The organism is Ruegeria sp. BB9 (assembly GCF_056539345.1).
The window spans coordinates 138842-153133 of record NZ_JBQFUU010000004.1; the positions used below are offsets into that span (position 1 = coordinate 138842).

Below are 14292 nucleotides of genomic sequence, written 5' to 3' on the forward strand. Positions count from 1 at the left end.
AAGGCCAATTGTTAATAGTTTTTTTACTCAATATCAATGCCGTGGATGGTCCGCGCCACCCTTGCGTGGTGTCTGGAAAAAGGCCGGGATCAGCGACATACTGTACTCGGGCAGTCGGGGGGCGCTTGAACATGAGGAAACAGGTCCAGATCGAACCGACCGAGCGCAGAATGTGCACGGTTCTGTTCGCCGACATTGTTCGTTCGACCATGATGATCGGCAGTTTGGATCCCGAAGACGCCGTCAGCCATCTGGGCCCTGCCATCGAACTGATCATGTCGATCTGCGAAAATTTCGGCGCAACGACATTGTTCACCGGCGATGGAGCGCTCGCGGTTTTTGGATCACCGAACGCGGACGAGGATCACGCGGTCAAGGCAATAGCCAGCGCCCAGCGGATCATCGAACGCATCGGCAAGCTGGACGATCGGCAGTTGGATGTGCGGGTTGGCGTTCATTCCGGCGAATTGCTGGTGGGCCAGTTGCAACACACCCTCGGGGAAGAGCAGGCCTTTCTAGGACCGGTCATGAACATCGCCAGCAAGATCGAGGCCGCAGCCAGAAAGAACGTGGTCACGGTTTCCGGTCAGGTTTTGGAGAATGCCGGCGATCTGTTCGACCATACCCATGTGGGCGATCTCGAGCTGGACGGGGGTGCGGGTCCGATCAAACTGTTCGAAATCACCGGCCGCAAAGAACAGGTGTCGCGCTGGATGGCGCGGGCGCGCCGCGAACGTTCGCCATTTGTCGGACGCGAAAGGGAACTGGCCGAGCTTGTTGCGGCGTGGAACCAGGCGCGCGACGGCAAGGGCAACTCGGTTCTGTTGTTGGGGGCGGCTGGCGTTGGCAAATCTCGGCTGCTGCATGAGTTGGTCGAGAACTGGCCTCTGGGCGCGCACCAGGTTCTGGAGTTCAACTGCTTTTCGCTGGATCAGGAAGCTGCGTATCTGCCGATCACCCGCGTGATCAATGCCCGTTTGGGACTGTCGGACACCAAATCCGATGCAGAACTGGACCAAAAGCTGTCCGACGTTCTGGGCGGGACCAAGTTCCTGGATGCGCATACCCGATCGGCCCTGTATTCGCTGTTCAGCCGTTTCCAAATGGAACCGGCACTGTCGGCTGTAGACCCGTCTCGCCGACGGAGGCAATTGAACCAGATGCTGTCGCGGCTGGTTCTGTCGATGAAGCAGGACAAGCCCCTGCTTCTGTTGTTCGAGGATTTGCATTGGGCCGACCAGGGCACTCTGGACGTCATCGACAACCTGCTGGGTCAGGTGCGGGGAACGAATGTTCTGATCCTTCTGACCTCGCGCAACGCGAACCTGTTCACGAACGACCCGATGGGTTTGCTCAAGGTCGTTCCGGTCGCCCCGCTGGGCGAGGCGGCCTGCAAGGACCTGATCACGCGCTTGCTGGGCCAGAGCGACATCGATGGTCAGCTGGGCTCATACATCGAAGCCATGAGCGGCCGCACACCGCTTTTCGTTGAAGAATTTGCCCACCACATGCGGGACCGCATGTCGCAAGCCGGGTTCAAGGACGGAGCGATGGACAGCCTGGGCGACATTGAGATCCCCGCCCGGGTTCAACCGTTGATCGCATCCCGGATTGATGCACTGCAAAGCGAGGACCGCAAAGCTCTGCAGCTGGTTGCCGTCGGCGGGTTGCAGTGGACGTGGGGTGTTCTGGCCGACACGCTTCAACGGCTGGGCTTCGACGCCAAAACCCAGATTTCGACATTGGTAGAACGCGGTTTTCTTGAGCTGCCGGAATCTCAGGACGGTCAGCAGCTGCGGTTCAGCCATGCGTTGGTGCAGAAGGTTGGGTATCGCAGTATTCCCCGCCAGCGCCGCGCAAGGCTGCACCGTGCGATCTATGAAACTCTGCTGAGCCGCGGCACATCCGACGATCTGGACGTGGCACAGTCCATCGCCCGTCACGCGGACAAGGGCGAGTTATGGCTGGAGGCTGCCGAGGCCTATACGCGGTGCGGCGAGCTGTCGATCAAGCTGTTTTCGTTTGAGGCCGCCGTCTCATATTTCGAAAACGCCCTGCGGTGCATCGACCAAGTTCAAAAGCGGACCGGCACTCAGGTGGCTGTTGACCTCGGGCTACGCGCCCGGCGCGGTCTGCGCGTTTCGCTGGTGGCCAGCGGGAACTTCAACCGTATCCTGACCATCTCACGCGAGGCGGAAGCCTTGTCCGATGCGTTGGGGGACACATCCGCGCGCGTTGCGTTTCAGGTCGACCAGGCGATCATGCTGACGATCCTGGCGGATGTGCGGCAAGCTATGGAGGTGTCTGAGCGCGCGCTGCGGAGCGCAACCGACGCCGAAGATCCGCGCCTGCAGGCAAACGCGGCCTTTGCGCTGGCCCAGGCTGCGTGGTTTCACGGTAACTTCGCGGCCGCACGGTCGGCGATTGATCAACATGCGGACCTGTTCCAGACGGTGTTCCGTGTGGCCGAAGCGGGCACCACCGGGTCGATTTCGGTGCTTGGGCTTGCAACCCGTGCCAACGCCAACAGCATGATGCATCGGTTTGACGAAGCGGATGCCGGTATCCGCGAGGTCCTGTCGATCGCCGAAGAAACCGGCAAGGCCTATGACTTGAGTTTTGCGCTGATCGCGCGGGGGATCTGGTGCTGGCAGCGAAACGAACCGGCTGACGCCGCCATTGCGTTGCGTCGCGCCTTGCGCGTGTCGGACGATGCTGGAATCGATGTTCTGTGCTGTTTCGCAGCGGCTCCCCTCGCTCGGGTGCAGTCGGTTCTGGGTGAACTTCCGGATGCCCGGCTGGTCCTGAACCGAGGTCTCGAACTGGCGCGGGACATGGAGATGGAGGCCTTCGTCGCCTGGCTGCTGTCGGCCGAAGTGCAGGTTCTGGCGCAGGAAGGCAGAACGAAGGAGGCCAAGGAACTGCAATCCGATTTGAACGACCTGTGTGACCGCAACGGGTATTTCCAGCACGAGCAATCCAAGGCATTGAGGGCGTTTGAGACTTGAACACCCCGAAAAATCTCGGCTGAAACGACTGCGCATTCTGGCGCTACGACTTCAGCGTTGCAGGTTCAGCATCAGCCGGCCAAATCCGGCCGGCGGCGTGGTGATCCCGGCCATTTCCATTGCCTGAAATGCCATCGCCTGATTTGAAGTGACAACGGGCTTGCCAACAGTTTTTTCAAGCCGGTCGATGATTTCCACGCTGCGCATGTCCGTACAGGACAAAACCAACACCTCGGCCTCGGGGCAGTCTGCAGCCAAACCCAGGTCAAACACTGCCTGTGGGGTCAGAGCACCTTGGCCGTAATTGTCCAGCTGGCCTGCTACTTCGGACCGCGACACGGTTGAAATGCCAGTCTCGGCCAGGAACCGGATTGCCGAGTCATTGATGTCTGCGACATAGGGAGAGGCAAAGCCGATGCGTGTCGCCCCCAGCGTACGCAGCGCATGCACCAGGGCGCCCGCGGCCGTAACGGTCTGCGCCCCGCTGCTGGTCCTGATACGATCGGCAAGTTCGCGATCGAAGGCCGGGCCATGGGTCAGCGTTGCCGAGGTACACCCGTAAAGAATGACATCCGGCCGGACACCGAGCAAAAGCCTGAGCGGCTCATCCAGATCGGCGGCGCCAAGACCGTGCATTTGGGCAGCATCGGGGATTTCTTCCTGATCATAGCCACCCATCCGGGCAAAGTGCAGTGAAACGCCCTCGGGCCGTAGCATCGTCATGTCGGGTTCGAGATTGGTGTTCGTGAACGGCACGAGAATGCCGAAACGGGACCGGCCTCTGGATGGGTGGAAATTTGGCTGTGTCATGGCTGAAGCTCCTCGGCCCAATGTTCCAGAACTGCGGCCATGAGTTCGAGGTCTGCAGTCTGACCGATGGTGGCACGTAGGCAATTGGCCAGTCCCGCGCTGGATTGCGGTCTCAGGAATATGCCTTTTTCCCGTAGGGCTTTGTCGGCTCTGGTCGCGGTGGATTGGTCCGCAAAGCGGATCAGCAGAAAGTTGGTATGGCTTTTGGGAACGTCGTACCCGGCGGACCGAAGGCGATTGGCAAACCGGTCGCGCAGCTCGGCAGTGAGGGCACATGTCTCGAGCATGTAGTCCTGATCGTTCAGAGCGGCCAAGGCGGCGGCCTGTCCGCACACCGACACATTGTTTGGGTTCATCACCTTGCGTATCTGGACCGCGATCTGCGGTGGGAACAGGCCCCAGCCCACGCGAAATCCGGCCAGCCCGTAGGCCTTGGACAGAGTTCGAAGAACGACCGTGTCCCCCCGCGCGACAAGGTCGAACATCGGCTCGTTCAGATCATCGGCGAACTCGCCATAGGCCTCGTCGATCACAAGCAGGGTGTTTTCACGCAACCCTTCACGAAGCCGCAGCAGATCGCGGCGGGAGATACGGGTGCCTGTCGGGTTGCCGGGATTGGCCACAAATACCAACCTAGTATCCGGCTGCACGGCTGCCAGCAGCGCGTCGAAGGATACGCATCCGTCCACCTCGGCGGCGGTGTCGAAACGGGCGCGGGCCAACTGCGCCACGGTACGAAAAAACGGGTATGCGTTCGCAGGAGCAAGAACGGCGGCGTCTGGCCCGGCAAAGGCCTGCGCCAGACCCGCAATCAACTCCATCGACCCGTTCCCGCACAACAGACCTTGCTCGGGCAGATCATGAAGCTCGGCCAGTCGCGCACACAATGCCGTCCAGTCCGGGTCCGGGTAGAGGTGGCCGTTTGCGGCCGCCTCTGCGACGGCCTGTGCGATCAAGGGACTTGGCGGGCGCAGGCTTTCGTTTTGCGATAGCGAAACAAGGCGCTGTCCTGCCGGCGGATCCAGCTGGGCCAACGCGTAGGGCGACATGGCAGCGACATGGGAAACGGGCCGGATCATGGCTTTATCCCATAGACATGCTGCGCGGCCCGGGCGCTCACAAGCTCGTTCCGCACATCCTGTCGAACGGCCACGGGTGACCTTTCATTGGGTGGCCCAAATCCGCCGCCGCCCGGAGTTTGGAAGATCAGCGTTTCGCCGCCGCCAATCCGCACCTCACCTTTGCCCGGCAAGTCCGCACCGTCGGGGCCGAGACGGATGCGACCGGGCGCGCCCGCCAGTCCGCCGTGCCGTCCCTTGGCTGGGTTTGCGATGCGTTCGACCGAAAGGAACAGCATGAAATCCTCGCTGGTGGAGGAGCGTATTTCGATGTCCTGCCCCAATCCGCCGCGGAGGCGACCGGGGCCACCGCTGTCCTGGCGCAATTCGCGACGTGTGATCAGGACAGGCGCGACAGCCTCGGTTGTCTCGACCTGGCTGCCCCAAACACCCGAGGGGAAGGCCGTCGCCGACAGGCCATCCAGGCTTGGCCTGGCGCCGGTTCCGCCGCTGAACACCAGTTCCAGTGCAAACTGCGTGCCACCGCGGGAAACCGCCTCGGGTGCGTGGCGCAGAGGCAGGTCGTACATGCACGAGGCGCCTTCGGCCGGCACGGCGTCCGGCAGAGCCTGCGACAGGCAGCCATAGACCAGATCCGGGGTCATCTGTCCCAACGTATGGCGCATGGCCACCGGAGCGGGTGGCTGTGCATTCAGAATGCAATCCGGCGGGCCGGTCACGAGGAATGGCGCCAAAGAGCCTGCGTTGTTGGGGATGTCTGGGCCGATGAGGCATCGCAGGGCAAATACCGTGTAAGCCGTTGCATAGTTGAGTGGCACGTTGATGCCTTTGCGCGACAGGCCCGATGTGCCCGAAAAGTCGACCAGAACCCGGTCATCCTTAATGGTCAGGGCCGCGCGCAAGTCGATCTCACACTCGTACCCATCGACGGTCAGCACATTGTGCCAAGTACCCTTTGGCAGTGCCGAGATGGCCTCGATCGTGCCACGGCGCGAGGTTTCGATAATGTAATCGGCCAGACTGTCCAAAGTGTCGATGCCAAACTCGGCCATCATGTCGGCCAGACGCGCTGCGCCTGTTTCGCAGCACGCGATCAATGCGTAGATGTCGCCCTCATTGGCGATGGGCTCGCGCGAGTTGGCTTTGACGATATCCATCAGCAGCGCGTTCAACTGACCTTGGTCGACCAGTCTGCACGGCGGGATACGGAGCCCCTCATCAAAGATATCCGAGCCTTCGGGACCCATGCCCAAACCGCCAAGGTCGACCAGATGCGAGGTGCAGGCCGTAAACCCAACCACATTGCCACGATGAAAGACCGGCATCATCAGCAGGAAATCGTTCAAATGGCCGGATGCGATCCAAGGATCGTTGGTCAGAAAGATGTCGCCCGGCTTCATTTCGGAGCGGGAGTATCGCCCGCACAGGGTCTTCACCGCTTCGGCCATCGTATTGATATGACCCGGCGTTCCGGTAACGGCCTGGGCCAGCATACGGCCGCGTACATCAAAAATACCGGCGGATATGTCGCCGCATTCACGAACGATCGGAGAAAAGGCGGCGCGGATCAGCGCCTGGCCCTGTTCTTCGACCACCGCTAGCAGCCGGTTCCACATGACCTGCAGACGGGTATTCGTCGTGTTCATTCGGCGTCCTCCTGTATCCGGTTGAGCCAGAGATTGCTGCCGCCATCGACGCTGGCCTGAAAATCCGCGCTGACGAATGTGGTGGTTTGAGGCTCGGTAATCAGCGCCGGTCCGCGCAAGCTATCGCCGGGTTCAAGCACGGATCGATCGTAGATACCGGCGTCGCACCAATGCCCGCTGACATCACACAGAATGCGTCGATGGCCGCACGGGCGCACCGTGCGCTGGTGGGCTCCGTCAGGAACCCGGCTGAGGGCAGGAGCGGGCGACGAGATCTCGACAGACCAGTTGAGAATCTCGATCGACATTCCCGGTACCGCGCGGCGGAACAACCGGCTGTACTCGGATTCGAAATCCCGGCGCAGGGTTTCGATGTCTGCAGGCCCAAGTGCCCGATCCGGAAGTGCGATCTCGATCTCATGACCCTGGCCGTGGTACCGCATGAAAGCCTGTTTTCGGATCGACAACTCGGCTTCAGGTGCACCGGCACGGACCACGGTCAGCGCCTCGGCTGTCATTTCGTCAAAAAAAGCGTTGAGACCGTCGAGATCCGGCTGATCCAGAGTGGCATAGCGCGACCGGACGATTTCGAAGGCGACCGGGGCATAAAGAAATCCGACCGCTGACCCTACGCCCGGGTCCTTCGGGATCACGATTTGGTCGACCTGACACCGCCGGGCCACTCGCGTTGCGTGCAATGGCCCATTGCCGCCAAAGGCGATCATCACTCGGGTTGCCAACTCTTTTCCGGACTCGACCGCGTGCATCCGACCTGCGGCGGCCATGCTTTCGTCGACGATTTCGCTGAGACCACGTGCGGCCAGGTCCGGCGCCAAATCCAGTGCGCTCCCGATTTCCACGGTGATGGCCTGTTCGGCGGCTGCCGTGTCAATCGTCAGTCGGCCTTCGGCAAACCGGCCGGGTTCGATCAGGCCCTGCACCACATCGGCGTCTGTCACGGTCGCCGCCCTACCGCCATTGCCGAAAGCGGCAGGGCCTGGCTGTGCGCCGGCACTTTCGGGGCCAACCTGCAGGCGACCTAGCCGGTCGACTCTGGCAATCGAGCCGCCGCCTGCGCCGATTTCGATCATCTCGATCACGGGGATGCGCACCGGCATGCCTGAGCCTTTGATGAAGCGCGCGGCCCTTGCGATTTCGAACCTGCGCGCGGTCTGCGGGCGGAAAGCATCAATCAGACACAGCTTGGCCGTCGTCCCGCCCATGTCAAAGCTGGTTACGGCGCGCGCACCGGTTTCAGCCGCGATCCGTGCGGCAAGGATGGCCCCGCCGGCCGGGCCGGATTCGACCAATCGGATCGGCAGGCGGGCGGCCGTTTCCAGGGTTGTCATACCACCGCCGGCCGTCATCATGAGAATGGGACAGGTCAGCCCCTCTGCGGCGAAGCGGAACTGGAACTCGGCCATATACCCGGCCATCTGGGGCTGGATATAGGCGTTGGCGATAGTGGTGCACAGGCGGTCAAATTCGCGCGCCTCGGGGCTGACTTCGTGCGAGAGCGAGATGGCCAGGTCGGGGAGCGCGCTGAGCAACTGGTCCCGCAGAGCCAGCTCGTGCTTTGGGTTGGCATAGGAATGCATCAGGCATACCGCTACGGCCTGGGCGTCGCTATCCGCAATCTGGCGCACCAGATCGTCCATTCCGGCGACATCCAGCGGTGTCAGTTCGTCACCACGGGCATCCATTCGCCCGCCGATCGTGAAGGCACGGGCGCGTGGGACCAGCAGGTCGGGCTTGACCAGATTGATGTCATACTGGCTGTAGCGACGTTCATACCCAATCTCGAGTATGTCCCGAAACCCGTCGGTGGTTATTGTCGCAACCGGGGCACCGCGCCTCTCGATCAGGGCATTGGTGGCCAGAGTGGTGCCGTGAATGAACCCGGAAACCTGCGAGAAACTGGCGTTGGCGTCATCCAGAACGCGCGTTGCACCAGTCAAGGCGCCGGCGGTTGGATTGTCCGGTGTCGTCGGAGTTTTGGTCGTTGCGAGGATATTGGATTGCCCGTCCATCAGAACGGTATCGGTAAAGGTGCCGCCAATATCGACGGCCAGCCGAAGCCCAGCGTGATTGTGCATAAAATGAAGCCATGGGCAGAAGTTTCAGATCATTCCGGGATGCTGGTTCAGCATCCGGAGACTGCGCAAAAGATCCGTCCCTCGTCAGACGACGAGGTTACAACCGGTTGCCCGGCGGCCTTGGGTGTCTTTGGCGCAGTCAATCACGGCTTGGTCACTCTGATTGTCGATCCGATGGAAAAATGCTGCCCATCGCGGGATCACCTGTCAACAGAAATGCGACCGGCCTAGGCGACGTCTCCCTGCAACTGTAGGCTTAGGTTGTCGGCGGCATCCGGGGCATACCGGTCGATCAGGGCACCCAATTCAGGCCGGCAAGACCCGCAATTTGTTCCGGCGTTCAACGCCGCGCCGATAGCGTCGACACTGATCGCTTTCCCGCACGAGATCGCGTCGACGATCGTCTTCAACCCGACGCCAAAACAGGCGCAGATAATCGGTCCGGTGTCCTTGGCATCTGCGGGCGCGCGGCCGGTCAGAACCTGTGCGGGTGGTATGTCCGGCATCGTCGCAAGATAGTCCCGCATCAAGGGCAGGGGGCGCGGCGAAACGAACAGTGCCGCTTGCAGGCATCCGTCTTGCGACAACGCAATGCGGAAAGACCCTCGGGCCGGATCACCTGCCGTGACCGCGTCCGCATCGGCCAGCGCAAACCATTCGCGGGCGGTTTGTTCCCAATCCTGTATCCGGGCATGATCAGCCAGCTCTGTCCTGTAACCGTTGTCCGTTCGGACCGTCGCGCGGTAGGCGACCGAGGGGGTCAGGGGTTTCCTGGAGACGGCAAAGGCGTACCACGCCGCCTGCATGACACAGATCGAAACGGGTGTGGCCTTGCTTTCAGGTTGTCCGGAAATCGGATCAGTGGTGCCGGGAACCAGCATGTCCACCCGGCCCGAAGGGGCCGTTTCCGCAGTCCAATGGATGGGGGCAAAGACGTGACCGATGCGAACATCTTGGGTGATGCGCGCGCGAAAAATACCACGCCCAGAGGGACTGGTGACTTCGACAAGGTCTGCGCTGGATATCCCCTCGCGGGCGGCGTCCTGGGGGTGAATGTCCACAAACGGCTCGGCCAGATGCGCGGACAGGCGGGCTGAAAGACCGGTCCGGGTCATGGTGTGCCATTGATCCCGTGTGCGTCCGGTGTTCATCACAAAGGGATATTGCTGTCCGGGCAAGGCTGCCGGAGGTCGATGGGCAACGGGAACGATCCGGGCCTTCCCGTCGGAATGAAAGAAGTGTCCGTCACCGAAAAATCTTCCACCTGCGCGCCTGCGATCCAATGGCCAGCGGGTGGGCTCCAATTCGGCATAGCCCGCCTCGTCAATGTCGGAGAAGCCCGAAATGTCGAAGTCTTTCCCGAACCGCGCGGTGATTTGGGACATGGCGGCGTATTCCCGGAATATTTCGGCCGGTGAAGCGTAGTCGAACGCGGTTTTCCATCCCATGCGGCGGCCAACTTCGGCCAAGATGTCCCAATCCGGGCGCGCTTGGCCCGGTGGCTGCAAAACGGCGCGTTGCCGGCTGATGGTTCGGTCCGAATTCGTGACTGTTCCGTTCTTTTCGGCCCACCCGGCGGCCGGCAGCACGACGTCGGCCAGACGCGCCGTGTCGGAGTGCAACGTCAGATCACTGACGACCGTGAACGGGCAGGCGGCGATTGCGTGGCTGACCCTGTCAGCTTCGGGCATGGTTGCCGCCGGGTTGGTGTGGATGATCCAAAGGGCCTTGATCTGCCCATCTTCGACCGCGCGGAACATGTCCACGGCCTTCAGCCCCGAAGACTGCGGTATTGAAGGGGATTGCCAAAACGCCTGAACCGCGGCGCGATGATCGGCGTTTTCGATGTCCAGATGGCAAGCCAGCGTGTTGGCCAGACCACCCACTTCGCGCCCACCCATCGCGTTGGGTTGGCCGGTGACCGAGAACGGGCCCATTCCCGGCCGCCCGATCCGACCGGTGGCCAGATGGCAGTTCAGAATGGCGTTTACCTTGTCGGTCCCGCTGGAGGATTGGTTCACTCCCTGGCTGAAGATCGTCACGACGCGCGGGGTATTGATCCATAGATCGAAAAAGGCGGCGAGTTTTTCGGCGGGCAGGCCGGTTTCCGAGATCTGGTCGTTTCCGGCCGTTTCCAGAGCGGCTTCCAGACCCGAGGTTTGCTTGACGAAGTCCGGGTCCACGGCCCCGCGCCGATGAATCTCGGTCAGCAGCCCGTTGAACAGCGCCACGTCGCTGCCCGGATTCAGCGCCAGATGCAGATCGGCCTGATCGCAGCTGGCGGTGCGCCGTGGGTCGATCACCACGATCCGGGTCCCGCGCGCCTGCCGGGCCGCCAGAACCCGCTGATAAAGAACCGGGTGGCACCACGCCAGGTTCGACCCTACCAGCACCACCAGATCGGCCTGGTCCAGATCCTCGTAGGTGCCCGGCACGGTGTCGGTGCCAAAGGCCCGCTTGTGCCCGGCCACGGTCGAGGCCATGCACAGCCGCGAATTGGTGTCGATATTGGCCGATCCGATGAAGCCCTTCATCAGCTTGTTGGCCACGTAGTAATCCTCGGTCAGCAACTGCCCCGAGACATAGAAGGCCACGCTGTCGGGACCATGCGCCGCGATCGTTTCGCGGAACCGGTCGGCCATCAGTTGCAGCGCCTCGTCCCAGCCCACGTCCCGGCCAAAGGCGCACGGGGTCAGCAGGCGGTGCTCCAGCCCGACCGTTTCTCCCAAAGCTGTGCCCTTGGAACACAACCGTCCGAAATTCGCCGGGTGGTCCGGGTCGCCCCGCACGGTCAGACCTCCCGCCCCGTCCGGGCGCAGCAGCACGCCGCAGCCCACGCCGCAATAGGCGCAGGTGGATCGCACCTCGGGCAGGTTCGAGCCGTCCATCACGCGGCGCTCCGCTCGGTGACGGCGCGGGCGTCCAGCAGGATGCGCCCGCCCTCCAGCCGAACCGGATAGGTGGTGATCCGGCCTTCATCCGCGCCTTGGGCCTCGCCCGTATTCAGGTCGAACACCCAATTGTGCAGCGGGCAGGTCACCGACTGGCCATGCACGATGCCTTCGGACAGCGGCCCTCCCTTGTGGGGGCAGGCATTGCTGGCCGCGAACAGTTCCGCCTCGGCCGTGCGGAAGATGGCGATGCAGCCAAGACGGGTTTTCACCAGACGGGCGCCCCGCAGCGGCACGTCGTCGATATGTCCGATGTCGATCCAGCTCATTCCGCGGCCTCCAGGGTGAAATCTGCAATCGGGGCATAGCTCGGCGCCTTGTCGCGCACATGCTCGGCCCAGGGATCCTTGCGATAGATGCTCTGCGACAGTTCGAACCGCTCGACCAATGCCCGACGGTTTTCGAGGTCGTCGACCACATTGGCCCTGACCCAGTCCATGCCGACCTTGGCCAGCCATTTGTACAACCGGTCCAGATACTTGCCGCCCTCGCGATAGGCCTGGGTGACGGCCATCACAACCTCGATCGCCTCGTCCTCGGTCGGGACCTGGCAGAGCAGCTCGGTTTCCTTGACGTCCATCCCGGCCGCCCCGCCGATACCGATCTGATAGCCCGAGTCCACGCAGACTACGCCGATATCCTTGCAGGTCGCCTCGGCACAGTTGCGCGGGCAACCCGAGACCGCGAGCTTGAGCTTGTGCGGTGTCCACGAGCCCCACAGGATCTGTTCCAGCTTGATGCCAAGGCCGGTGCTGTCCTGGGTTCCGAAGCGGCAGTGATCGGTGCCGACACAGGTTTTGACCGTACGCAAACCCTTGGAATAAGCGTGCCCCGAGACCAGGCCGGCCTTGTTCAGGTCGGCCCAGATGGCGGGCAGGTCCTCGCCCTTGACGCCCAGCAGGTCGATGCGCTGACCGCCGGTGACCTTGACGGTGGGCACGTCATATTTCTCGGCCGCGTCGGCGATGGCGCGCAGCTCGGCCGGGTTGGTGATGCCGCCCCACATGCGGGGCACGACGCTGAAGGTGCCGTCCTTCTGGATGTTGGCGTGTTTGCGTTCGTTGACGAACCGGCTTTGCGGGTCATCACGGTATTCCAGCGGCCAGTCGGCCAGCAGATAATAGTTGATCGCCGGCCGGCAGACATGGCAGCCATTGGGCGTTTTCCAGCCCAACTCCTGCCAGACGGCGGCCTGGCTTTTCAACTCTTGCGCCTTGATCAGGCGGCGCACGTCCTCGTGGGTCAGATCGGTGCACCCGCAGATCGGTTGCGCCGCCGGCATCTGGAACTCATCGCCAAGCGTGACCTGCAGGACCTGTTCGACCAGACCCGTGCACGTTCCGCAGGATGCGCTGGCCTTGGTGCTGGCGCGCACGGCGGCCAGATCGGTGGCCCCGGCGGCGATCGCCTCGACGATGGTGCCCTTGCATACGCCGTTGCAGCCGCAGATCTCCGCCTCAGGCGGCAATGCTGCAACGGCTGAGAGAGGGTCCGCGGTGTCGCCTCCCTGATAGGCCGGGCCGAAGATCAGCGTGTCGCGCATCTCGTCGATGTCGGTGCCGTCCTTGATCAGGCCGAAGAACCAGCTGCCATCGGCGGTGTCGCCATACATGACCGCGCCGATCAGGCGGTCGTCTTCGATCACCAGCCGCTTGTAGACCCCGCGCGCCGGGTCGCGGAACACGATGTCATCGCGTCCCTCGCCCTCGGCGAAGTCTCCGGCGCTGAACAGGTCGCAGCCGGTGACCTTCAGCTTGGTGGCCAGTTCCTTGACCACGAAAGCATCCGGCTGGCCCAGCAGGGTATTGGCCACGACCTTGGCCTGATCGAAAAGCGGCGCCACCAGGCCGAACAGGTGGCCGTCGAATTCGACGCATTCGCCCACGGCCATCACATCCGGGTCCGAGCTTTGCATCTGCGCGTTCACCTCGATCCCGCGGGCAACGTCCAGCCCGGCATCGGTGGCCAGCCGGGTTTCGGGGCGGATGCCGACGGCCATCACCACCAGGTCGGCGGGCAGCGTCTCGCCGCTTTCCAGCAGCACCGCCTCGGCGCGACCCTCGCCCAGAATGGCCTTGGTCGAGGCCTGGGTTCGCACGGTGATCCCCCGCCTTTCCAGATCCTTGCGCAGCAGGTATCCGGCGGCCTCATCCAGCTGCCGTTCCATCAGATGGCCCATCAGGTGCACCACGGTGACGGTCATGCCGCGCTCGGCCAGCCCCGCCGCGGCCTCGAGCCCCAGAAGCCCGCCGCCGATCACCACCGCGTTGCCACCCTTGGCGGCCGCGTCGATCATCGCGTTGGTGTCGTCCAGATCGCGATAGGTGATGACGCCGGGCAGGTCCTTGCCCGGAACCGGAATGATGAACGGGGCCGAGCCGGTGGCGATCAGCAGCTTGTCATAGGGCACATGACCGTTTTCGCCCTCGACCACCTTCATCTCGCGGTCGATCTTCACCACATGCTCGCCAAAGCGGCAGGCGATGCCCCGCTGCGCGTACCAGTCGCCGTCATGGGTGACGATGTCCTCATAGGTCTTATCGCCCGAAAGAACCGGGCTGAGCATAATGCGGTTGTAGTTTCCGCGCGGTTCGGCGTTGAACAGGGTGATGTCGAACGCATCCGGCGCGGTCTCGGTCAGATGTTCAAGCACGCGGCCCGACGCCATCCCGGCACCGATCACGACAAGTTTCTGTTTCATG

General features: G+C 62.6%; 8 protein-coding genes. 1 reads left to right on the forward strand and 7 read right to left on the reverse strand.

All coding sequences use genetic code 11. The features are described 5' to 3' along the window. Positions 1-131: 131 nt before the first annotated feature. The gene (locus ACR0FC_RS14480; RefSeq protein ID WP_170341961.1) at positions 132-3008 is read left to right on the forward strand and encodes an ATP-binding protein; all 2877 of its coding nucleotides are present in this window, start codon (positions 132-134) and stop codon (positions 3006-3008) included. Positions 3009-3059: 51 nt separating this feature from the next. Here ACR0FC_RS14480 and ACR0FC_RS14485 read toward each other — a convergent pair whose 3' ends face one another. From ACR0FC_RS14485 to nirB, 7 genes are all read right to left on the reverse strand, one after another. Then, complete coding sequence (locus ACR0FC_RS14485; protein WP_170341963.1) at positions 3060-3818, reverse strand: maleate cis-trans isomerase family protein; 759 nt, start codon at positions 3816-3818, stop codon at positions 3060-3062. After that, entirely contained in the window at positions 3815-4897 is a 1083-nt protein-coding gene (locus ACR0FC_RS14490; protein ID WP_170341965.1) for a pyridoxal phosphate-dependent aminotransferase, read from the reverse strand. Before ACR0FC_RS14490 ends, ACR0FC_RS14485 begins: the two co-directional genes overlap by 4 nt. Beyond that, positions 4894-6543, reverse strand: a complete 1650-nt coding sequence (locus tag ACR0FC_RS14495; protein ID WP_170341967.1) for a hydantoinase B/oxoprolinase family protein — start codon at positions 6541-6543, stop codon at positions 4894-4896. Before ACR0FC_RS14495 ends, ACR0FC_RS14490 begins: the two co-directional genes overlap by 4 nt. Further along, complete coding sequence (locus tag ACR0FC_RS14500) at positions 6540-8639, reverse strand: hydantoinase/oxoprolinase family protein (RefSeq protein WP_170341968.1); 2100 nt, start codon at positions 8637-8639, stop codon at positions 6540-6542. Before ACR0FC_RS14500 ends, ACR0FC_RS14495 begins: the two co-directional genes overlap by 4 nt. A 227-nt stretch (positions 8640-8866) precedes the next feature. Then, positions 8867-11527, reverse strand: coding sequence for a nitrate reductase (locus tag ACR0FC_RS14505; protein ID WP_170341970.1), 2661 nt, complete (start codon positions 11525-11527; stop codon positions 8867-8869). Further along, positions 11527-11859, reverse strand: a complete 333-nt coding sequence (gene nirD, locus ACR0FC_RS14510; RefSeq protein WP_093963084.1) for a nitrite reductase small subunit NirD — start codon at positions 11857-11859, stop codon at positions 11527-11529. The genes ACR0FC_RS14505 and nirD overlap by 1 nt, the downstream gene beginning before the upstream one ends. After that, positions 11856-14291, reverse strand: coding sequence for a nitrite reductase large subunit NirB (gene nirB / locus ACR0FC_RS14515; RefSeq protein WP_170341972.1), 2436 nt, complete (start codon positions 14289-14291; stop codon positions 11856-11858). The genes nirD and nirB overlap by 4 nt, the downstream gene beginning before the upstream one ends. Between the last annotated feature and the right edge of the window lies 1 nt (position 14292).